The 22240-nt window shown below is 60.9% G+C and carries 20 protein-coding genes and 1 pseudogene; 7 read left to right on the top strand and 14 right to left on the bottom strand.

All coding sequences use genetic code 11. The features are described from left to right. Positions 1-39: 39 nt before the first annotated feature. From rbsD to L1C91_RS06345, 5 genes are all read right to left on the bottom strand, one after another. A complete protein-coding gene (rbsD, locus tag L1C91_RS06365) occupies positions 40-426 on the bottom strand; it encodes a D-ribose pyranase (RefSeq protein WP_234858525.1) in 387 nt (128 codons plus the stop codon). Beyond that, a complete protein-coding gene (locus L1C91_RS06360; RefSeq protein ID WP_234858523.1) occupies positions 420-1376 on the bottom strand; it encodes a ribokinase in 957 nt (318 codons plus the stop codon). The genes rbsD and L1C91_RS06360 overlap by 7 nt, the downstream gene beginning before the upstream one ends. Before the next feature lie 43 nt (positions 1377-1419). After that, positions 1420-2148: a substrate-binding domain-containing protein gene (locus tag L1C91_RS06355; RefSeq protein WP_234858522.1), complete on the bottom strand. Its 729-nt coding sequence runs from the start codon at positions 2146-2148 to the stop codon at positions 1420-1422. Positions 2149-2268: 120 nt separating this feature from the next. After that, on the bottom strand, positions 2269-2598 hold the full coding sequence (locus tag L1C91_RS06350) for a hypothetical protein (RefSeq protein ID WP_234858698.1): 330 nt from the start codon (positions 2596-2598) through the stop codon (positions 2269-2271). Continuing rightward, complete coding sequence (locus L1C91_RS06345) at positions 2589-3584, bottom strand: hypothetical protein (RefSeq protein WP_234858521.1); 996 nt, start codon at positions 3582-3584, stop codon at positions 2589-2591. The genes L1C91_RS06350 and L1C91_RS06345 overlap by 10 nt, the downstream gene beginning before the upstream one ends. 132 nt (positions 3585-3716) lie before the next feature. On the opposite strand from L1C91_RS06345, the gene uriT reads away from it, so the two are divergent. After that, positions 3717-5093: a uridine transporter UriT gene (gene uriT, locus L1C91_RS06340; protein ID WP_328219601.1), complete on the top strand. Its 1377-nt coding sequence runs from the start codon at positions 3717-3719 to the stop codon at positions 5091-5093. Positions 5094-5129: 36 nt separating this feature from the next. Further along, positions 5130-6068: a uridine-preferring nucleoside hydrolase UriH gene (uriH, locus tag L1C91_RS06335; RefSeq protein ID WP_234858520.1), complete on the top strand. Its 939-nt coding sequence runs from the start codon at positions 5130-5132 to the stop codon at positions 6066-6068. Positions 6069-6070: 2 nt separating this feature from the next. On the opposite strand, the gene L1C91_RS06330 is transcribed toward uriH, so the two are convergent. From L1C91_RS06330 to L1C91_RS06310, 5 genes are read right to left on the bottom strand one after another with little or no spacing between them, the layout of a single operon-like run. Next, positions 6071-6955 carry a hypothetical protein gene (locus tag L1C91_RS06330; RefSeq protein WP_234858519.1) on the bottom strand — a complete coding sequence of 295 codons (885 nt, stop codon included), beginning with the start codon at positions 6953-6955 and terminating at the stop codon, positions 6071-6073. 25 nt (positions 6956-6980) lie between these two features. Continuing rightward, the gene (locus tag L1C91_RS06325; protein ID WP_234858518.1) at positions 6981-8564 is read right to left on the bottom strand and encodes a dipeptide ABC transporter ATP-binding protein; all 1584 of its coding nucleotides are present in this window, start codon (positions 8562-8564) and stop codon (positions 6981-6983) included. Then, entirely contained in the window at positions 8561-9370 is an 810-nt protein-coding gene (locus L1C91_RS06320; RefSeq protein WP_234858517.1) for an ABC transporter permease, read from the bottom strand. Before L1C91_RS06320 ends, L1C91_RS06325 begins: the two co-directional genes overlap by 4 nt. 3 nt (positions 9371-9373) lie before the next feature. After that, complete coding sequence (locus L1C91_RS06315) at positions 9374-10312, bottom strand: ABC transporter permease (RefSeq protein WP_234858516.1); 939 nt, start codon at positions 10310-10312, stop codon at positions 9374-9376. Next, positions 10312-11832 carry an ABC transporter substrate-binding protein gene (locus L1C91_RS06310; protein WP_419178717.1) on the bottom strand — a complete coding sequence of 507 codons (1521 nt, stop codon included), beginning with the start codon at positions 11830-11832 and terminating at the stop codon, positions 10312-10314. Before L1C91_RS06310 ends, L1C91_RS06315 begins: the two co-directional genes overlap by 1 nt. Positions 11833-11853: 21 nt before the next feature. Here L1C91_RS06310 and L1C91_RS06305 point away from each other — a divergent pair, with 21 nt between their 5' ends. Next, the gene (locus L1C91_RS06305) at positions 11854-12276 is read left to right on the top strand and encodes a hypothetical protein (RefSeq protein WP_234858514.1); all 423 of its coding nucleotides are present in this window, start codon (positions 11854-11856) and stop codon (positions 12274-12276) included. A 15-nt stretch (positions 12277-12291) separates the two neighbouring features. Here the strand turns inward: L1C91_RS06305 and L1C91_RS06300 are convergent, their stop codons facing one another. Beyond that, complete coding sequence (locus L1C91_RS06300; RefSeq protein WP_234858513.1) at positions 12292-13440, bottom strand: MalY/PatB family protein; 1149 nt, start codon at positions 13438-13440, stop codon at positions 12292-12294. 22 nt (positions 13441-13462) lie between these two features. Between L1C91_RS06300 and L1C91_RS06295 the strand changes: the two genes are divergently transcribed. Together L1C91_RS06295 and L1C91_RS06290 are read left to right on the top strand one after the other, a co-directional pair. Beyond that, positions 13463-14011: a hypothetical protein gene (locus L1C91_RS06295; protein WP_234858512.1), complete on the top strand. Its 549-nt coding sequence runs from the start codon at positions 13463-13465 to the stop codon at positions 14009-14011. A 135-nt stretch (positions 14012-14146) separates the two neighbouring features. Then, entirely contained in the window at positions 14147-15430 is a 1284-nt protein-coding gene (locus tag L1C91_RS06290) for a hypothetical protein (RefSeq protein WP_234858511.1), read from the top strand. Here the strand turns inward: L1C91_RS06290 and crtI are convergent. Next, positions 15427-17922, bottom strand: coding sequence for a phytoene desaturase family protein (crtI, locus tag L1C91_RS06285; RefSeq protein ID WP_234858510.1), 2496 nt, complete (start codon positions 17920-17922; stop codon positions 15427-15429). The genes L1C91_RS06290 and crtI overlap by 4 nt on opposite strands. A 35-nt stretch (positions 17923-17957) precedes the next feature. On the opposite strand from crtI, the gene idi reads away from it, so the two are divergent. After that, positions 17958-18533 (top strand): isopentenyl-diphosphate Delta-isomerase, encoded by a 576-nt coding sequence (gene idi / locus L1C91_RS06280; RefSeq protein WP_234858509.1) that lies wholly within the window; start codon positions 17958-17960, stop codon positions 18531-18533. Positions 18534-19855: 1322 nt separating this feature from the next. Here the strand turns inward: idi and L1C91_RS06270 are convergent. Continuing rightward, a pseudogene (locus L1C91_RS06270) lies at positions 19856-21211 on the bottom strand (alpha-amylase family glycosyl hydrolase); the annotation flags it as partial. Then, a complete protein-coding gene (locus tag L1C91_RS06265) occupies positions 21208-21873 on the bottom strand; it encodes a carboxylesterase family protein (RefSeq protein ID WP_234858508.1) in 666 nt (221 codons plus the stop codon). The gene L1C91_RS06265 and the pseudogene L1C91_RS06270, both read right to left, overlap by 4 nt. A 71-nt stretch (positions 21874-21944) precedes the next feature. On the opposite strand from L1C91_RS06265, the gene L1C91_RS06260 reads away from it, so the two are divergent. Next, a complete protein-coding gene (locus tag L1C91_RS06260) occupies positions 21945-22229 on the top strand; it encodes a hypothetical protein (RefSeq protein ID WP_234858507.1) in 285 nt (94 codons plus the stop codon). The last annotated feature ends 11 nt before the right edge of the window (positions 22230-22240 follow it).

Here is a 22240-nt window from a genome sequence, read left to right as displayed (position 1 = left end):
GCACCCGGCCGTACCGACTGGCGCCAGGTAGCGAGGAATCTAGAAGGGCACGCCGCAGCGGACGACCACATTCGAATACGGAACCACAGAACCGGTGCGTACCACGAACTTCGCGTCCGCAACCAGCCGCTTGAGCTCCTCATGGCTGACAACCTCTTGCTGCGCATCTGGCACATCGAGGGCAAGTTCCTCACCAAACGCGGCGGGGGCTTCCTTCGCCACCACCACAGACTCCGCCACAACATGCGGCAACAGGCGGCCGGCAACGTCGAAGAATTCGGGGTAGCCGAACTCCAGGCTCACGTCCACCACCGGCACATGCTCCGGGATGGGCAGGCCACAATCCGCGATCACAAACGAATCAGTGTGCCCAAGCTCGGCGGCACACGCCAGCAGATCACGGTTGATTAAACCTTGCTTTAACACGGCAGTTCAGCCTCCTTATCTGGGTAAGAGACCTGCGCACCAGGATGCTGCACCGAGAAAGCCGCCACCCGGACCGCATGCTCCGCCGCAGCCACCAGATCACACTGATCCGGGTGCGCTGCCATATGCGCTACGAAAGCACCAGCGAAGCAATCACCCGCGCCCGTTGTATCTACAGCCGCGACCTTGGGGCTCGCAACAGCAACAGGCTCAGGGGAATCCACAGACGCAACCAATGCACCGCGCGCGCCGAGAGTCATCACGACCGACGCGAAACCAGCCTCAAGCAGGGCAGCCACGCGTGCAGCATCGCCCTCCGGCACCGGCAGACCAAGCTGCTCAAGCACCAAACCGCCCTCATGCTCATTGACCATCAACGGATCCGCAGCCAACAAGGCCTCACGATCCACCTCAATCACCGGAGCAAGATTAACCACCACACGCCGGCCCGCCGCCACAGCCATGTCTACAGCCTGGGCAAAACCAGAAGCCGGAACCTCGCCCTGCAACAGTAGCATCGCGGCGTCATCAATCACGGAACCATTGTCGGAGACAAACGCGGCGTCCACCTGCTCGTTCGCTCCCGGGATCACCACAATCGAGTTCTCCCCGTCATCCGACACCTGGATAGCAGCAAAACCAGTATTCGTGTCCAACTCGCGAGTGGCGGCCAAATCGACGCCGCTGGAACGCAAAAACTCCAGCGCGACATCGGCGTATGCGTCGCAACCATAGGCGCCAACAAACGCCACCCGCGCGCCCTGCAACGCCGCAGCAACAGCCTGATTCGCGCCCTTACCGCCAGCCGTGTGCGTCAACGAAGAACCCAACAGGGTCTCCCCGGGCTTCGGGTGGCGGGGCACACGCACAACCTGATCGGCGTTGATCGAACCAACCACCACAACATCAACAGACGGGGCAGCGGTCTTTGGCGAAACAGAACTAGACATACTTAGACACTCTCATACAGGTCAAACAAACAGTGAACGAGCTTTACTTGAAGTCGGCGACATTGTCCTTGGTCACGGTCACAACCTCGACCGGAACCGCGGCCTCAACGGACTCGCCCGTAGCCAGCTTTGCGGCCTGCTCAACGGCCTTCGCGCCCAGCTCACCGGGCTGCTGAGCAATGGTGGCCACCAAGCGGCCGGACTCCACAGCCTTCAAACCATCAGCGGTGCCGTCGAAACCAACAACCATGACGTCGCTACCGGCGCGCGCACCAAGAGCCTCCAGCGCACCCAATGCCATCTCGTCATTCTCAGCGAAGATAGCTTTTACGTTCGGGTGCGCCTGCAGCAGGTTGGTTGCCACATTCAGACCCTGAGTGCGGTCGAAACCAGCTGTCTGCTGTGCCACGACCTTGATGTTCGGGTAAGCGGCGATCCCCTCAGCGAAACCTTGACCTCGGTCACGGGAAGCAGAAGAACCGGTGATGCCCTGCAGCACCAGAACCTCGCCTTCCTCGCCGATAGCCTTCGCCAGAGCATCAGCGGCCTGCTTGCCGCCAGCAACGTTATCGGAGGCGACGAAGGACGCGACGTCACCGCCATTAGCGGAACGATCCACCGCAACCACCGGGATGTCAGCGGAGTTTAGTGCCTTGACGGCGGGAACAACAGCATCGGAGTCGGTCGGGTTGACGATGACTACCTGCGCGCCAGAAGTCTGGGCGTTGTTCAGCTGGTTGATTTGGGTGGCAATCTCCACCAGTCGCGTCACTACAGTCGCTACATGGCGCTGCAGCTCAAAGCCCGGATGGAAGGTTTAGACACCCCCGTCTACGGGGCAAACCCAGTGGCTCGGGAGCAGCTGGGGGTTGTAGGGCAACCCGGATGGTTGTTAGAAAGTAAACTCCGACAGGCGGCGGCTGATCTGCACACAGTAGGTGGCCGCCACCAAACCCACCAACGCCGGAATAAACCAGCCATGGGAGCCCACCACACCCAACACAACGGCAAGCGCGGTCACCACAACCCACCCGTATGCCACACCTCGCCAGCGCCTGGCACGGGCAGCGTATTCCACAGGGTTAGCAACACAGGTGATGACGCCGCCGTGGCCCGCGTCTACCTCCACCCACGTTCTGGAGTGCAGGTGGAACACCTGTACGCATCGGATCAGAAGTAGCAGGCACACCAAGCCGCTGGCGCCAAGCAACGCTAGTTCCATTGTTCCTCCCCAAAATCTGCATCCTGATCAGTGAAAACACTGTCGTGTGGGTGCTCTGCTGTGTGGTCGATTGGGTGGGGGAGCTCATCGGGAACGACGGGACGGAACAACAGTTCCGCAGCACACGCCTGCGTGATGGAGCCCGCCACCAAAGCGATCCCCGCAAGACCCATGCCGTGCGAATACAACGAGGATTCGCCCGAGCCCAGTGCGTGCATGCCCATCATGGCGGTGCCGGCGCACGCCTCGACGAAGCTCGCCGCCATCGCCCAGCGCCACCGGTTCAAATTGGCCAACGCCGAGGGCCACATCAGGTGCGGCTCGAAGCCCTCCGGAAGGGTGCTCACCCGCGGGCGCTCCAAGAACTCTTCTTCAAAGAACAGTCCAGCTGGTTCAGAAGCACCCAGTTGCCCAGCAGCCTGCGGGGCAACCACAGCGTCCGCCGTGGCTGTCGTGGGCACGGGGTCGATCCTATCGATGGTGTCGACAGTAGTAGGGGTGGGCGCAGCATCTTCTTCGTCGCTGTGGCGGAACATGGCACTCAGCGCGGATTCTTCCTCCGCTTTAGTTTCCGTTGCGACCGCAGCGGCGTAAGCACTCACCCCGTGCACGCGGGCAAACTGCGCGGTGGGGGTCTCTTCCGATCGGGGCTCAGGTTGTGAGGGTGCCTCATCTGTAGCCCGGCGCCGGGGAGTGCGGCCTTCGCGTGCCAACAACTCCGCCACGCTAATACTCTTGTTGCCCTCCGGATCAGCGTGGATCCGAGGCGCGCGGCGGGGGAGGATCTGCTCCGGCTTCTCCCGCACAGGTTGCTCAGCGGGGGCAGGCCAGGCTTGCTGTGGCTCAGCTGCTGGCGCTGACTGTGCCGGAGCCGACTGTGCCGGAGCCGACTGCTGGGGGAAAGAACCGGTCGTCAGGCGCGTCTGCCCCTCAAAGGTGACAACAACATCAACGTTGTCAGGCAGATCGCGGGGCTGAACATTCACGCAGACATTCTTACCCGCAGCTGAGTAAAAAAACCGGTTGCCCCGCCGCATGTTTCACACCCCGTGTTCAACCCACCGCAGTGAACGTTGCCTCACAGGATCGGCAACGCGGCGTCATGGATAATAGTCCGCATGACTACACCGACCACCAGAGTTCCCAACTCCCAGGCAGTACCCCTACTGCTTGCGCTCTTGGCTGCAGTGTTCGCATTCCAACTCAACGCATCCATGCTGTCGCCAGCACTGGCAACCATGAGCCGCGAACTCGACGCCACCGACGCGCAAATCGGTCTGACACAAACCGCCTTCTTCACCGCAGCCGCACTCTTTTCTCTCTTCCTCCCACGCTGGGGCGACCTGATCGGCCGCCGCAAAGTGTTGCTGAGCATGCTGCTGGCCACCGCCATCGGCTGCGTCGTCAGCGCACTAGCCCCCGGGGTGGGCACCCTGTTTGTTGGCCGCGTGATCCAAGGCGTTGCCGGCCCCACCGTCCCCATGTGCCTGATCATGCTGCGCGCACACGTGCCCAACGACAAGCAATACGCACTGCTCATGGCAATCCTCACCTCCGTCAACGGTGGTATCGCCGGTGTGGACGCGCTAGCCGGCGGTTGGCTAGCCCAGCACTATGGCTTCCGAAGCATCTTCTGGGTGATGGCTTTGATCTGCGCCGTCGCCGTCATCGCCGTGTTCCTGCGCACCGGGGAAACCAAGGCGGCCGTCACCCAACCCATGGACTGGGTTGGTGTCGCACCGCTCGTGATCGCCTTGGGTTCGGTACTGATCGCCTTCAATGAGGCCGGCAAACTCGCCGATGCCCGCTGGTGGCTGGTGGCGGTGCTCATCGTCGTCGGCATCATTGGTTTCGTCGCATTCTGGAACGTCGAAAAGCGCAGCCCGCACCCGCTGGTGACCACCGAGTACATGCTTCAGCGCCGCACCTGGGCCCTGCTGTCGACCACCCTGTTGACCATGACCGGCGTGTTCGCCGTGATGAACGGCCTGGTGCCCAACATTGCCCAAGCCGAAGGCATCAACGTCGACGTCGTCTCCTGGTGGACACTGACCCCCTACGCCCTCGCCGGCCTAGCCATGGGGCCTATCACCGGCAAGCTCTCCGCCAAGCTGGGCTACAAGCTCGTCCTGCAAATCGGTCTGATCGGCACCGTCGCTGGCCTGGCAGTATTGTGGCTGCTCAGTGACGGAATCAGCCGCACAGCATTGCTTCTACTGTCGCTGTTTATCGGCATCACCTATGCGGGCATGTCCAACATCATGCTCAACGGCCTGGGCATCGTGCTATCGCCCGCGGACAACCAGGGCTACCTGCCGGGCATGAACGCCGGCGCCTTCAACCTGGGCGCGGGCTTGAGCTTCGCGATCCTGTTCGCCGTGTCCACCGCGGCAAGCCCCAGCGCGGGTATCTTTGCGGGTGCCGTCATTTTGTTGCTCGCGGCCGCAACCTCCACGCTGATCCCCGCGCCCGCACGCACCGAAGACAGCAACTAACACCACTGTTGAACGCTAGGAAAGAGGCCAAAACCCATGCGTGACATCATCCTCGACTGCGACCCCGGACACGACGACGCCGTCGCCATCATCCTCGCCGGCGGCAACTCCGCCATCAACCTGCTGGGTGTCACCACTGTCGGCGGCAACCAGACCCTGCCGAAGGTCACCCGAAACGCACTCGCAACCTTGCGGGTCGCCAGGCTTGATGACGTCGCGGTCTACCCCGGCTGCGATCGCCCCCTGGTCCGCAGCGTGGAGGTCGCCGAAGACATTCACGGCGACAGCGGCCTCGACGGAGTGGAGCTGCCCGAACCCACTCACGGCCCGGAAGACACCCATGCGGTGGACTTCATCATCGACACCGTCATGAATAGCGAACCCGGCACCATCACGCTCGTGCCCACTGGTCCGCTGACCAACATTGCGATGGCCGCCCGCAAAGAACCCCGCATTGTTGAGCGCGTTCGCGAAGTCGTGCTTATGGGCGGCGGCTACCACGAAGGCAACTGGTCAGCCGTGGCGGAGTTCAACATCAAGGTCGACCCAGAGGCCGCACACATTGTGTTCAACGAGCCCTGGCCGGTGACCATGGTGGGCCTCGACCTCACCCACCAAGCACTATGCACCCCCGAGGTGGAAGAAAAAATCAAGGCCCTGGGCACAGAGGCCAGCGAATTTGTCGTCGGCCTCATGGGCTTTTTCCGCAAGGCCTACCAAGCAAACCAAGACTTCGTCGACCCGCCGGTGCACGACCCCTGCACCATTGCCTACCTGATTGACCCGAGCGTCGTCAGCACCCGAAAAGTCCCCGTCGACGTGGAGCTCAGCGGGGCGCTCACCACCGGCATGACGGTGGCTGACTTCCGTGGGCCCGCCCCCGAAGACTGCCACACACAGGTGGCAGTCAAGCTCGATCACGGCCGCTTCTGGGAACTCGTCACCGAAGCGATCGCTGCGATCGAAACACGCTAGCGCTAGCCGTTTTGCTCAGAGCTTAAGAGTATCTCCGCAGGGGTGATCAGCGCCGAGCCGGGCTTATCAACGTGGGTGACATAGGCGCGCTCCGTGCTGCCCTGAATGATGTAGTCACCCACCCGGTAGCGACCACCGTTTTTACCCTCCACGCGCGGCAATTGGCCCAAGGCGTTGGAAGAATTGACCCGCGCTGTGGGCTCGCCATCGCCGAAGGTCACCAGTAGGTCATTACCGGTGCCGTCAGGGGCAGCGTGCTCCACATATTGCGTCCAGTGGCCGCCGCTGCACAGCAGATTGCCTTCCGGGGTTTGGGTGAACACCAGGTGCTCGGCAATGCCCATGCCGAAGGCAAGGTCTACAGCGTCGACGACCTCCGGCTCGATGAAGATCTGTGGCTTGTCGCCAGTCCAATCCAGTGCAGCACCCGTATCCGAGGTGCAGCGAGCACTGTTATCGACGACTTCGCACAGGAAGTCCGCCACCCGGAACTGATCTCCATTGCTCAGCGTGCCCCTGGACGGCTGCCCTCCGCCGATCTCGTGTGTGATCGTCAACTGCGCGTAGTACGGGTCTGTCTCGGGGCGGATGATCACACCGACATAGTTGTCACCCCGAGTGTCAGCGCACGATCCGTCCTGGCTATCAACCCTGCACTGGATGCCGTTGGGAAGATCGAATATAGCGGTGCCATAGGTGGAGGAGTCACCAAACTCCGATTCGACATCGACTAGTTTGGACTCGTCCAACACCACCGGCTTGATGCCACTGCCACCAGTCTGGTCCTCATCGCCCTTCTTAGAAATTTCCAGGCCAGTGCCGCAGGCAGACAGCACACCCACCATCGATACGCCCGCCACAGCAGTGACCCACCAACGCGCGACCATACGATCAACTCCTAGTAACAGATTTTTAGACTTCGGTGATGCGTGGGATAGCGTCCAACAATCGCTGGGTGTACGGAGAATCAGGGTTGTGCAGCACTCGGCTTACCGGGCCTTGCTCCACAATCGAGCCCTCATCCAACACGATGACATCCTGGCACAATTCGCGCACCACGCCTAGGTCGTGGCTCACAAACACCATCGACAGGCCATAATCGATGCACAAATCCGTCAGCAAGTTCATCACCTGCGCACGCACGGACACATCCAGGGCACTGACGGGCTCGTCCGCCAACAAAATATCCGGGCGCACACTCAACGCGCGAGCAATAGAAATGCGCTGGCGCTGTCCGCCCGAAAACTCGTGCGGATAACGGCTGGCCAAGGCCGGATCAATACCGACCTCTTCCAACACCTCAGACACACGTGCCGGGTCTTTAATACCCTGGGCGCGCAGTGGCTCGGCAACAGCATCGCCAATGGTCATGCGCGGATCCAAAGAATCAAAAGGATCCTGGAACACAGCCTGCACCGTGCCCTTGGCAGTCACAGAACCCGCAGTGGGTTCGCTCAACCCCGCCAACAGCTTCAGCAAGGTGGTCTTGCCCGAACCGGAACCACCCACAACACCCAAGCGCTGATGGCGGTAAAGGTTCAAGTCCATCGGATGTAACGCCGTGTACTGCTTCGAGCGGCCGAACAACGCGCGACCGTAGGTCTTTGAAATGCGATCCGCACGCAACACGACGTCATCATCCGTGCGCGACACCTCCCGCCACTGCGGTCGAGCCTGGGCCACCCCAGGCGCATAGCCCGCCAACTGAGACGAGGCCACCGTATACAAATGACCATCAGCATCCCGGGCGGACAAATCAGACGCCGCGAGCAACCCCTTGGTGTAGTCGTGCTGGGGATCGCGCAACACCTGATCAACAGGACCGGTTTCCACCAAAACACCGCCTTTCAGCACCGCGACGTTATCACAGGTCTGGGCGGCCAAACCAAGGTCGTGGGTGATGAACAACAGAGCAGTGCCGCGCTCGGCAACCAAAGCAGAAATTAACTCGACGATGTCTTTTTGCACCGTCACATCCAACGCAGTGGTCGGTTCGTCACAGATCAACACATCCGGATCATTAGCCAACGCCATAGCGATCAACACACGCTGGCGCTGACCACCCGACAACTGGTGGGGATAACGCCCCAACAGCTCCTCGGCCAGGCCAACCTCGGCGGCCATCTGCTTCAAGCGATTCTTGGTGGGGCTACCACCATGCAGAGAAATGACCTCCGCCAGCTGCTTATTCACCCGCATCAACGGATTCAAGGCCGTCATGGGTTCCTGGAACACCATCGAAATACGCTTGCCGCGCAGAGCACACAGCCGCTCTTCGTCCATACCGAGCAGCTGCTGGCCCTCGAAATCGATGCTGCCAGACGCACGCAGGTTTTCGGGAAGCAACCCCATGATCGATAGGGCAGTGATGGATTTACCGGAACCGGACTCGCCAATCAGCCCCAGGCGTTGGCCACCACTAATAGTTAACTCGAGCTGCTCCAACAAAGGCTCGCTGGCCGCAATGGTGAGTGAATCAATCGCTAGCGTGCTCATGCTCGCTCCTTGGTTTTCGGGTCGAAGTAGTCGCGCAGACCATCACCCAGCAGGTTGAAACCCAACACGGTGATGGCAATAGCTAGACCTGGCCACAAAGCCAACTCTGGTGCGGAGGACAAGGACGCCTGCGCGCTGTGCAGCATCCGCCCCCAACTGGGATCCGGCGGGGGAGTACCCAAACCGAGGAAGCTCAACGCGGCTTCCGCCAAAATCGCCAGGGCGAAAGACACAGAGCACTGCACAATGAGCATGCCGGAGATATTCGGCAACACGTGCTTGAAAGCGATAGCCGGGCCGGAAACTTTGCTGAGTTTCGCCGCAAGGATGTAGTCGCGGCTGAGCACCTGCAAGGTGCCGGCGCGAGCCACCCGGGCGAAACCAGGGATAGTAGCAATACCGATCGCGACCATCGCAGACGCCGTCGACGCCCCGAACATCGCGCCGGTGACAATAGCCATCAGCAGAGCGGGAAACGCCAGCAACAGGTCCGAACCGCGCATAATGACCTGCTCCAACCAGCCCCCGCGAACAGCGGCCAGCACACCTAAGGGAGTACCCAAGGTGGCTCCAATACCCACCGAAATCAAGCCGACATACAGGGTGATGCGCGAGCCCACCATCAGCGCAGACAACACATCGCGACCATAACGATCCGTGCCCAGCAGATGCTTAAGCGACGGGCCCTGGAGGCGGTCCGCTGCAATCGCATGAATGGGGTCGTAGGGCGTCCACACAAAGCTCAGCAACGCGGTGATAAAAACAATGCCCACGATCGTGGTGCCAATTTTCAACGTGCGGTTCATGGCTTAGCTCCTGATCCGTGGGTCGAGAACAACATAGAGAAGATCGACGACCAAGTTAACGATGATGGTGAAAGCAACCAGCAGCATCACGATTGTCTGGACAGTTAGGAGGTCGCGGGTAGTCACCGCATCAAGCAACATCGTGCCGATGCCGGGCAAAACGAATACCTTTTCAATCACCACGGCACCCACGACGACGGTCGCAAGCTGCAGGCCGGTGACGGTGACAACCGGCAGGGCAGCGTTGCGCAGACCGTGGCGGCGCAGAGCCTGCTTAGTAGTCAGGCCCTTGGCCCGGGCAGTGCGGATGAAGTCCTCACTCAAAATATTGAGCACGGCGCTGCGCACGTAGCGGGTCATAATCGCCGACTGTACGGCAGCCAACGCCAGCACCGGCAAAATCAGACGAGACAGAAAGCCGGTGACGCTCACATCCGGCGGCACCCACCCGTTAGCAGGCACCCACCCAAGCTTGACCGCGAACACAGTCACCAGGACAATACCGGCCAAGAAGCTGGGAATAGCGATGCCTACCTGGCTGGTGGCCGTGATCGCAATACCATCAGCGTGGCGGTGGCGACGCGCAGCCCACGACCCCATCGGGATGGCGATAGCCAGCGACACAATAATCGCGCACACCACCAAAATCAGCGACACCTGCAGGCGGTCAAGAACAAGTTCGGAAATATCCTTACCGCTGGTCATTGATAGCCCAAAGTCGCCCGTCAACAGGCCTTTAACCCACTGGCCGTACTGGGTGAGCAGCGACTGGTCAATACCCAAAGCCGCACGCTTTTCTGCCACGAGCTCGGGTGTGGCCGTCACCCCCAGGGCGATTTCTGCCGGGTCTCCCGGCGCCACACGCAGCAGAGCAAACACCGCGACACTGGCAACCCACAGGGTCAACACGTAGCGGACAATAATTCCAACAACCCTATTCATTACTGCTTGCCCCCTTCCCGGCTAATCGGCGCCAAAGGAAGCGCCTGGGTCACACTGTTGACGGGCACGCCGGAAATAGCGGGATCAGAGACAACAATGTTCGGCAAATTGAACAGTGTGTCCGCCGCGGCGTCATCAAGAATTGTTTGGATCGCTTTGCGCATCGTGGCGTCCTGTTGATCCTTCGGCCCCGTGTCCGCCTCGCTGAGCAACTGCTGGATTTCATCACTGCCAAAACCGATGTAGTAGTCGGGGTTGCCGAACATGTTGGGAATATCCCGGGCCTCGACGTGGCTGATGATGGACATGTCAAAATCGTGGCCCTTGTAGACCTTCGCCAACCACACCGCCGGGAATTCCGTGGATTCGATCTTCACATCGAAGCCGACGTCCCGCAGCTGGCTCACAACCATTTCTGACGCCGCCTGCGCGTACGGCAGGGAGGGAACGGAAATGGTTACAGGGATGGGGCCGTCGACATCGGCCAATAGCTCCCGAGCCTTGTCGGGATCATAGGGGTACTGGTCGGACACGAAATACCACGGGTCGGCGGGGGACGCAGGAACGCCACCGGTGTCGGTGCCGTAACCATCCCAGGCAGTATTGATGACGTCCTGGCGGTTGATCGCATACATCACCGCCTTGCGCACATTGGGGTTATCGAAGGGTGCGCGGCGGGGGTTCATTGACAGCACGACCTCGCCGTTGGTGGTGCCGACCTCTACGCTGTACTCGCCGCGAGCGTTGATTGTCTCCAACAATTCCGGCGACTGCATGGAGTAGACCACGTCGACGTCGCCGGACTGCAACGCGTTAGTAGCGGCGACGGCGTCACCAAAGTAGCGCAGGGCAGCGCGATTGTTTTTCGGGGCCTCGCCCCAATAATCCTCGCGGGCGACGAACTCCAAAGACTGGCCCACATTCCACTTGTCGAGAACATAGGGGCCGGTGCCGATGGGGTTTTCGGCAAGATTATCAACACCATCGGGGCTGAACATGGCGCCAACAAAGGTGCCCATGTTCCACAGCCAGTTGTTGGAGCGCTGCTTGAGTGCGACATCCAGGGTGTAGTCGTCAACCACTGTTACCGACTCAACCGGATCCATTTGTGCTTTGAGGCCATTAGTCCAGGCATCGGATTGCACGCGCTCGATGGAAAACTTCGCGGCCTGGGCGTTAAACGGCGAGCCGTTGGAAAAAGCGACACCCTTGCGCAGGTTGAAGCGGTAGTTTTTACCGTCCTCGCTGACCGTCCAATCGGTTGCGAGAAGGGGTTCGATCTCGCCCTGTTGGTTGATGCGCACGAGGCCTTCGTAAATGTTGGCCATCATTGCCTGCGGGATGGCGGCGCCAGAGGTGGTGGTGAAATCCAGTGAAGCGGGAGCCGCAGCTAGCGCTACAACTACTCCCCCCGAATGGGAGCCAGAGGCCGTGTGGATAGCGGTGTGTCCTGCTGAACAGGAACTTAAGACCCCCGCCAAGCACAGCATGACCGCCGCAACTTTTTTGATGCGATTCATGAACATAGACACTAACCCAAGGTGTTCGACGTCACCCTATCCATCCCCTATGGTGGGGGTACGAAGATCTACATCGGACCCGGACACTATCCCGACGTCGCCCGCGCACTGCAGGAAGAAGGCGCAACCATTGTCGACACCATCGAGCAGGCGGAGGGCTTCGTATTCACACAAACCCCGGGTGGGAGCTTCCTCGAGCTACACGATGGCATCACCTGGGTGCAGTTTCCCAACGCTGGAATCAACGCCTATTTTGACGAAGGCATCATCACGCCCGAATCCACACGCCGCTGGTCGATGAGCAACGTCATCATCACCCCACACACCGCCAACACCATGAACTCCATGGACCGGCTGCTGGCACCCGTGGTCGCCGCCAACTACCGAGCGTTGGTCGCCGGCGAGACCATGCCCACCGAGGTTGATCCCTCCAAGGGCTACTAAGAGCCCACCGGGAAACTACTGGGGCAGGGCGGCCGCGATACGGTCAATGGCCTCCGCGAGGTTGTCGCGGCTGCACGCAAAGTTCAGGCGTGCATGGTGGTCGCCCAGGTCCTGGTCCTCGGGGGAAAACGCCGCGCCCTCGTTCAACGCCACCTTGGCATGCTCCAACAGGTACTCCGCAGGCCTATTAGTGACCTTCGCGATAGAGGTGCCGCTGAAGTCCAACCACATCAGATAGGTCGCATCACACGCCCCTGCAATACGGATGCCGGGGATGCGCGCCGGGAGTTCCTCCCGCAACCAATTGACCGTCTCCCACAGGTAGGCGGCTTGGTCTTGAATAAACGACTGGCAGGCGCTGTAGCAGGCAATAGCTGCTTCTTGGCCCAAGATCGACACGCCGCCGCGCGTCACGCTGGGCAGGGCGTCCCACGACGCGACGTCATCGTCATTGGAGAAAACAATCTGCGCGCACTTCAACCCCGCCACATTCCACGCCTTGGAACCAGCGGTGATGGTGATGCACACGTCCGGGGCGAACGCGGCCGCAACATGGTGGCGACACTCCGGGTTGAGCACCAGCGGGGCGTGGATTTCATCAACAATGACGCGGGCCTCGTAGTCGCGCGCTAAGTCACAGATCTGCTGCAAGGTCTCCGGCCCGAACACCAGACCCAAGGGATTATAGGGGTTGACCAGGATGATGGAGCCCGCGCCGGCCTTGAGCGCTGCCTCCGTTTCGCGTAGATCACCGGTGAGGTCCTCCACCGGAACGTGCACAATATCGCGGCCGGTCACGCCCGGGATCTGGAAGAACGGCATGTAGCTGGGCACCGGGACGATGACTGCGGAATCCTCGCGCGTCAGGTGGCTGATGGACAGGCAGACACCCCGGACGACGTCAGGAACCGTGCGGACCCACTCGGGGTTGGGCCGCCACCCGTAACTCTGCGCATAAAACTCCGACAGGGCCTGCCCCAGGCGCTCATCGGGGTAGGCGTAGCCGAACATTTCCCGCTCCACAGCATCGGCGATTGCCTGCTTGACCTCCGGGCACGTCGAGAAGTCGGATTCGGCAACGAACATGGGCAGGACGTCGGGTGAATACGCCCGCCATTTCTCGGTTCCGCGGGCTGCAAGTTCGGTGTGCGTGGGGAAAGTCATGCACTTACCTTAAACTGAAAGGGTGCTCAACCGTAAGCTTTCAAAAGTTGTCGTCGTGATTAGCGGGACCATCGCCGCGACGTGCCTAGTCGCCTGTGGTGATGATTCGCAAGATACCTCGGACACCCTGGTGGTTACCGCTCAGCCGACCAACCCGGATAACCCCGACCCCGCGCCGTTTGTGGCGCAGCAGGTTGAGCCGATTGTCGCGCCGACCCTCTACGAGCCCATTCACGACCCCGGTCTGAACGTGGATTGGACCCTCCGCGGGGTGAGTGCCGCCCCGATCGGGGGCATTGTGGTGCACGTGGATGTCAAGAACCTTAACGAAAGCGCCCTGCCGACTGACGTGGTCAAGGCGACGCTCAAGACCACCGGCTACAACGGCCAGTCGACCAACATTGAGCCGTTGGGGGAGGGCCAGTCTGGTGTTCAGTCCGGTTTGGATCTGCCCTTGGGTAGTGGTGCGACGACCAACTTGGACTTCGCTTTTAACACCACGGTCGGCAATGTTAATGCCGCTGAGCTGCAGGTGGGCAACGTTATTTTCAAGGGTTCGCTGAACATCTAGCCCGCTGGTGCCATGGGTGGGCATCAGGGGTAATGACGCCGCGTTGTGTGAATCACGTCACGCGATGGAACCGTGGGTGGGTGCGCAGCGTCTAACACTGTCGTAAGGGGACACACGACAAGAAAGGGGGACCCCTTGGATATCCATCTAGACCTGCGAAGCATCGACAGCGTCATCACCACCATCACCCAGGCCTACCGCACACCCACACCGCCACCCGGACTGAACTCCTATACAGGCCTCAGCGGTTTAAGCGACCTCGCGCAGCTACACAGCGCAGCGCTCACCAGCGCACACGGGGCACAGGAACAACTAGGAGAACGCGTCACCTGGCTAGCCCAGGCACTCGGCGCATCCATTGAGGCGCTCAGCGGACAAAACCTCCTCAACGCTCACGGTTTGGACCTAGACTCCTTACCTGGCCCCAACCAATCGGTCGTCTTCCCACCCAAACCCGCCATCCACCCAGCACACACCGCCTTCCACACACCCACCTGCAGCGGTGGTGGCGGCACAATCGCTGGGATCCGCATCCTCATCGCGACCAGCAGACGCGAACTAGCGCAGCAGGCCAGTGAACACTGGACACGCACCCAACAGCAATGCGCAGAAGCCGCAAGCCAACTGGACAAAGCAGCCCAGGAACTGGCGGGCAGCAACCACGGCGACGTCATCACTCAAGCATGCGAATCACTAGCGGAAACCATTCAGATTGCGCAGCACCTATCCGATAATGCCGGAGCGATGAGTGCGTGGAGCCGCAAGCTCAACGACGCACTCGATGAGGCCGACGCGGTGCTGTCTGGATACGAAGAGGACATTGCGAAAATCGCAGCGCAGGAAGGTACCGGCGGCGACAACGCGGCTGCTGCAGCGGCCGCCGCACAAGCTGCCGAAAACGAAGCCGTGGATAAGTTCTACACCGTTGATCTGCCGGCCATCCTCGCCGACGTCACCCCACCCAAGGGCGACATGCTGGGGGTTATCGACGGGCTCGGCCAAGCTCGGAGCGGCGCTAACAACCTCGAGCTGTACTCACTCGGCGGAATCGGCGGGCTGCACAGCCACGCCGCCGCAACACACGCCGCCGCCGCACCCACCCCAGAACACCTGCGAGTGCAGGCCGCGAGCACCCCGACCCCGCCATCGGGACTTTCCGGGGCGGGGCGAACCATGGCGATGAGCGCCGCAGGATTGATCGCCGGAGGAGTCGGTTCAGTACGCGGCGGTGCGACTAGCCGTAGCAGAACCACCGCCAACCCCACGGTGCTCGAACAACTGCGGGCCACCGGAACAATCAGCACACCCCACAACCCGCAGAACACCGCCAATGCTTCCAAGGCGGCCTCCGCGGCGGCCGCACCACTTGTGGCGGGCATCAGCGGGGTGCGTGGGGTAGCGCAGCGCAAAAGGGACTAGTCCAGGCACTCCAGGAGGTTTTCCGCGCTAATCAGACACATCGGCAGGCCAACACCGGGGGTCGTGGTTGCCCCGGCATATAACAGTCCGGATACGTCCGGATCCTGCTGCGTGCCGCGCAAAAACGCCGACTGGCCCAGGGTGTGGGCATAGCCCAAAGCATTGCCCTTGTATGCGTTGAAACGCGAGGCAAAATCCTTCGGCCCCATAGCGTGGCGAACAATCACACGGTCGGCCAAGTCGGGCACGCCCGCGCGCTGGCCGATCGCCCCGATCGCCTTGTCGACCAGGGCCTCGGCAGCCTGCCGGGCCAGCACGGCGTCATCACCCAACAAGCCCTCATCGGCACGGGTGGGGATCAAAATAAACAAGTTCTCGCAGCCCTCAGGCGCCACGGAAGGATCAGTCTCGGAAGGCTTACACACGTAGATCGACTGCGACACACCCGGCTGCGCGGTGGCACCCCCCTTGGGGAAGATCGCCTCGAAATCGCGCTGCCACTCGCGCTCCAGGAACAACTGGTGGTGGCTTAACTCCGGAAGCACGCCGCGCACACCAACAAAGCCCAACACCACGCCGATACCAGGATCGACCTGCTTTTCCTTCCTGCCCAGCATGCCGGCCAGGTGGTTGACATCAGCAGCGCCAACAACAACATCCGCATCCACCCGCTCAGGCTCACCGCCTGGGTTGGCAGCTGCCAGCCGGACGCCACGGGTACGCCCATCAACCACCTCGATGCCCTGAACCGCACGGCCGGTGACAATCTTCGCGCCCTGCGCCCTCGCCACGCCAGCCACCGCATCAATAATTTTGCTGAAACCACCCATGGGGTAGCGCACGCCCTCAACCAGGTCGGTGTGGCTGAGCAAGTGATACATCGCGGGAGTGCGGGTGGGCTCGCAGGACAAAAACACCGCCGGGTATTCCAGAATGTGGCGCAGACGAATATCAGAAAAATCGCGCCCCACCCACGTGCTCAAAGGAGTACTGAGCAGCTTGGCCAACAGCACCGCATGGGCCATGGTCGCCTTGTTAACGAAGTCCGAAAAAGAACTAAAGGTGGTGTATAAAAAGCGGTCGATCGCGAAATGATAGGTCTGCGTCGCAACCTTTAAATACTCGCGGATTTTTTCTCCCGCGCCGGACTCAATGGATTCAAAAAGCTCCGCAACCTGCTCGACACCACTGTGGACATCCACGGGCTCGAAACCAGAAGAAAACACCCGGTACGCGGGGGAGAGCTGGCGCAAATCCAACAGCTCCTGCGCGGAGGTGCCGAACTGCTCGAAAAAGTGGTCAAAAGCCTCGGGCATCAAGTACCAACTGGGGCCGGTGTCCCACGTAAAACCCTGATCTTCAAGCAGGCCGGCGCGGCCACCGATGGTGTCATTTTTCTCGTACACAGTCGTCTCGAACCCCTCGCGCGCCAAAAAGGCCGCGCTGGCAAGACCCGCGATACCCCCGCCGATGACCACAGCTTTCTGTGCTGGCTGCGCGCTATCCGCAGCTGGATCCCCCGCGACGTCATCCTTCCACCCCGCAGCTGACTCCGCAGCCGACTCCGCATCGTTAGCGGGGTTGCGCTTGAAGGCTGTGGTGGCAACCGCCTGCGCTACCAGGCGGGCCTTCAGCGCATCCGGCACCCGCACCCGCTCGGTCTCTACATCGGCGGTAGCTAGACGCTGGTTGAGCTCATTAAACAGCAGCAGGGCAGCGGTGACCGCCGCACGCGGCGCAGTCGGGAGCAAGGCGACAGTCCCCCGGGCAACGTCCAAATCGTGGGCGATATCGGCGATGATCTCATCGCGAATTGCATCCGTCATCCCGCCTTCAGACTGGGCAAAATACACCCGCCCCAAAATGTTGCGATCATGCGCGTAATCCCTCAAAAAATTCACCTTTTGAAAAGCAGCGCCCAACGCCCTGGCACCCCGCTGAGCCTGGGCATAATGGGCCGGACGCAGCGGATTGTCACTTAGGAAAATATCCAGGCACATCAAACCGATGACCTCGGCAGAGCCATAAATATAAGAACGCAGTTGCTCCGGGGAATACACGTGCAGCCGCCGATCACTCGTGGCCGTATCACCGGAAGCCTTATCTCCCCCGGGAGTGTCAATATCCGCGCGCATCGAATGGAAGAACGCCTCGATATGATCGCGTTTAATCCCCGCGCGGCGGGCGGTCATCGCGAACGCCTGCACCGCAGGGTTGGTGGAAAAACCAGAGTCAATCGCGCGGTAGATTTCTGCCTCAAACCCATCCAACTCGGCGTGGATAGTCGCAGCATCTAACCCAGCGGCTGCAGCCGTGCCATCCACAATCTCATCGGCAATGCGCACCACCGCATACAGGTTGGCGATATCCGAACGCATCCGCCGCGGCAACAAACGGGAAGCCAGCGAAAAACTCGTCGAATAAGCGCCAATCACCTTGCTGGCGGCACCCGCAGACATCGAGTAGTAGTCCTTCAGTGGAAAAGCACACATGCAAGACATTGTCGCATCTTCGGTAGGCTGTGCCCATGGCCGAACTCGTAGTGCTGCTGGATTCCGACAACAATCCCATCGGGCATGCAGACAAACAGCACGTCCACACCACGGACACCCAGCTGCACCTAGCGTTTTCTTGCTACCTCTACAACGACAAAGGTGAGCTACTTATCACCCGCCGCGCGCTGGAGAAGAAAACCTGGCCCGGCGTGTGGACCAACTCTTTCTGCGGCCATCCCGCCCCCGGTGAAAGTTTTGACGCCGCGATCGCTCGCCGCGCGCAGGTCGAGCTGGGCACCAAGGTAGCCGACGTCATCACCATTTTGCCGAGTTTTTCCTACCGCGCCGTCGACGCCAGTGGGATTGTCGAATACGAATTCTGCCCCGTGCATGCCGCACGCATCGATGGCTCCCTCGAGCCCAACCCGGCGGAGGTCATGGACTATGCGTGGGTCGACCCGGCAGCACTGGCGCAAAGTGCCCGCAGCATGCCCCAGCTGCTGAGCCCCTGGATGGTGGAGCAAATCGAGCAGATCACCCAGCAGCTACCCCAGGATCACTCGGGCGTGGCGATCCCCAGCGCCGTCAGAGCCCTGGCCGGAATGTAGCGAAAATCCGGGCGGTAGTGCAGCTCATAGTCGTACTCATAGAGCGCCTTGTCCAACAGATAAGCCTGCAACAGTGCCTCATCGACCGTGCCGCCTGCCTGCCGGTAACCATCCAGCAGCGCCTGAGTAGCCTGCTCGACAACACCGGCGCCGGCACTGGCACCGGCGTTGGCTGGAGTGCTGTCACTGGCTGCGTTTTCGCGTGCGCGCACCTGGGTGGCGTAGTCGAAGGAACGAATCATCCCGGCGAGGTCCTTCATCGGGGAATGCTCCGCAGCACGCTCCGCCGGGGTGGCGGCGGGCTCACCCTCGAAATCAATGAGCACCCAGCGGGAAGAATCCCACAGCACCTGACCCAAATGGAGATCACCATGCACATGCTGCACCGGCACCTGATCAGACCCGACTCCAGCGTTGGAAAGAACCTCAATCAACCCTGAGCTCAGCGCATCACCCAAGCCCGCCTGCGTGCCAGTGCGAATCATCCGCTCGCGAAGACTATCGAGCAGATTCTCGCGCCGCTGCACGTGGCCTTCATCCAACGCGGCATGAACGCGCGCGATTGCCGCCCCAAGCCCCGCGACGTCAACACCCTCGCCGCTATCATCGCCGACCAGTCCACGCTCTAGGGCTAACTCCCAGCCATCACGAGCGCCATCAACCAACGGGACCACGGTGGCCACACAAACACCCTCATCATGCGCCACCACGTGCGCCGCATGCGGGCAATCAGCCAACGCATCCGCCACCAGGACCTCCGGATTGACCCCCTCAGACAAGCGGCGCTGGAACTTCACTACCCACGAGCCCACAACAAAAGACGTATTGGACTGCTCGCCGCCCACGCGCTGCGCCTGCACATCACCGACCAACGTGTGCCCGCGCTCAGCCAACAAAGCACGCACATAGCCGACAACATCCACATCAACCCCAGTCCCCGCGGCGTCATCACCTTCGGCAGCATACTGCGCCAACAGATCCCGACCGGTGGCATCAACCAACGTGCGGTACAGCGCGCCCCCAGACTCAACCGTCAACCACACCCCACCGAACTGCCACGGCTCCGCGCGAACAATCCGCACCTCGGAAGAATCCGCACTACCGCCATAGAAACGCTGGCCCACCAGATGAGGCATCACGCGATCCACCAACGGCACCCACGCGTAGCCATAAGCAGGCAGACACACCTCAATGCCGGAAACCGTCAGCGATTGCGGCTCAGCCGTGACATTAAACGCGCACAACACCCCTGCGCGCTCGAACGCAAAGACCTTAGTGGAAGCAACAATACGCCAATCATCAGAGGCATCAAAAACCGCCTTACGCTGCGCAATCAACCGCCTGTGGGCATGCAACAGCGAGGCAGGATCCGCCAACGCCGCCTGCACATTCGGCACCGTCGACATCACCGGGGGATAAGACGACTGGGGCGAAAAACCCGCATTGGTCGACCCGTCCCACTGCATCGGCGTGCGCACCCCATCGCGATCGACCAACCAAATGTCGTCGGCCATCCCAATTTCGTCCCCGTAATACAAAAACGGCGCGCCGGGCATGGACAACAACATCGCCACCGCGCATTCCACGGCCTCCGCAGAACCCAGCAGCGGCAGCAGACGCCGGCGGATCCCCACATTCGCCCGCATGCGCGGCTCCGGGGCGTAGCGGGCGTAGAGGTCCGCACGCTCGACATCATCAACCATCTCCAGGGTGAGTTCGTCGTGGTTGCGCAGGAAGGTACCCCACACCGCACCCGCTGGCAGCTGTGGCGTGTCCGCCAGAATCCGGTCGATCGACGAGGCCTCACCGCGCGCGAAGGAAAGAAAAATCCTAGGCATCAGCGGGAAATGGAAACACATGTGGCATTCCGGTGCCTCTTCGGAACCGAAATAATCAACGACGTCGCGGGGCCACTGGTTTGCTTCAGCAATCAGCACGCAGCCGGGAAATTCCTCATCGACCATGGCGCGCACGCGTGCCAAATAGGCGTGCGTTTCGGGAAGGTTTTCACCATTAGTGCCGTGGCGTTCGTAGAGGTAGGGGACAGCATCTAGCCGGAAACCATCAAGCCCCTTGCTCAGCCAAAAGCGCAACACATCCAGCATGTCTTCTTGCACTGCAGGATTGTCGTAATTCAAGTCCGGTTGGTGGGAGAAAAAGCGGTGCCAATAAAAGCGGCCCACGCTGGGTTCGAAGGTCCAGTTGGAGGTCTCGGTGTCTTCAAAAATCACCCGGGCATCGGCGTATTCCTCGCCGGTCGTGGACCACACGTAGCGCGGGGTGAAGTCTGCACCATCCAAGGTTCCCGCGTCGATCGCACGAAAGGCCTCCAGCTCTTCACGCCACCATTGGTGGGCGATACTGGTGTGGTTCAGCGGCAAATCCGCAATCACCCGCATGCCGCGGGCGTGGGCGGCGTCAAGCAGATGCGACAGCTGCTCGACGGAACCGAAATCCGGGTGAGTCGAGAAGAAATCCGCGACGTCATAACCCCCATCGTCCAAAGGGGAGGCGAAAAATGGGGGCAGCCACAAACAATCAACACCCAACCACTGCAGATAATCAAGGCGGGATTCCAAACCCTCGAAATCCCCTACGCCGTCGCCGTTGGAATCCTGGAAGGTGCGCACAAGCACCTCATAAAACACTGCGTTTTCACACCAGTTTGAAGCGCTCATAGCCCACCGATCATCGTCGACACCATCTGTTCATCATGGAGCCCAGGGCCGAAAGGCACCCGGTACAGCAGGCGATAGGCCCGCCGCGCGCGTTCCAAACGTCCGGGATGCTCGCGTTGCACCCAGGCTATACGCTCCGGCAGGACGGGGCCGATGAAACCACGCAGCAGCCACTTGCGTTTATCCAAGGTCGCTCGAGGAAAGCGGGGATCGCGCAGATCGACTCGGCGAAAAGCACCCCGGTAGTGGTCCCGGCGGCACAACCATAACGCGACTGCAGCATCCACCCCGCTAGCCACCAGGGTTACCTGGGTGGGGTCGCCCCCGAAACGCTCAATGTTTTTCTGCACCCACTCCAAAGCCAACACGCAATCGTCGACGCCGCGGAAACGGTGCGGCTCGTCAGTGTGAAAGCGCAAGAAACCTTCGAAACCACCCCGATAATGCACCCGCACCAGCAGATCCTCATCCGAAGGTGCGGCTGGACTGTGGCCGACGACGACGCGCACCGGGGCATCCGCGCCCGGGCGAAGGCGGGGGCCGACGATGCTTAACGTTTGGCTGCCAGCCGCAGCCGGGGAAGTGTTGTTGCTGTCATCTGCCGCAACAGCAATGCCGAAAGGCTCCGCGATGCTATAGACCTGATCGTGAATGTGCTGCACGTCTAGCCAGTCTAGTGATGCGGGGGAACGACGCGGGGAGAATTGAGGCGGCTGGCGCTACTGTTGAATGCATGAGCGCCATCGACGGTTTCGGACAATTCCTGACCACAGCCCCCCTGTGGTTGCAGGTTCCCCTGGTGTTCATCGGTGTTATCGCTGTGTGTGCCCCACTGGCCTACGCGATGGTGTGGGGCGTCGATAACCTCAACGCCAAGCTGCGAGTGTTAAGGTTGGAGCCTATGTCGCAGCCAACACAACCCAACAAGCCGAAGAAGCCTTTGGGCACTTCGCGCGTCAAGCAGGTGCTGATCCTGCTGATCATTATCGTGATCGTCGCCTGGCTTCTCGGCATGTAACAAGTAGGGCG

It is taken from the genome of Corynebacterium argentoratense (assembly GCF_021491455.1).
Lineage (GTDB): Bacteria > Actinomycetota > Actinomycetes > Mycobacteriales > Mycobacteriaceae > Corynebacterium > Corynebacterium argentoratense_A.
This window is presented reverse-complemented; position numbering and strand designations above follow the sequence as displayed.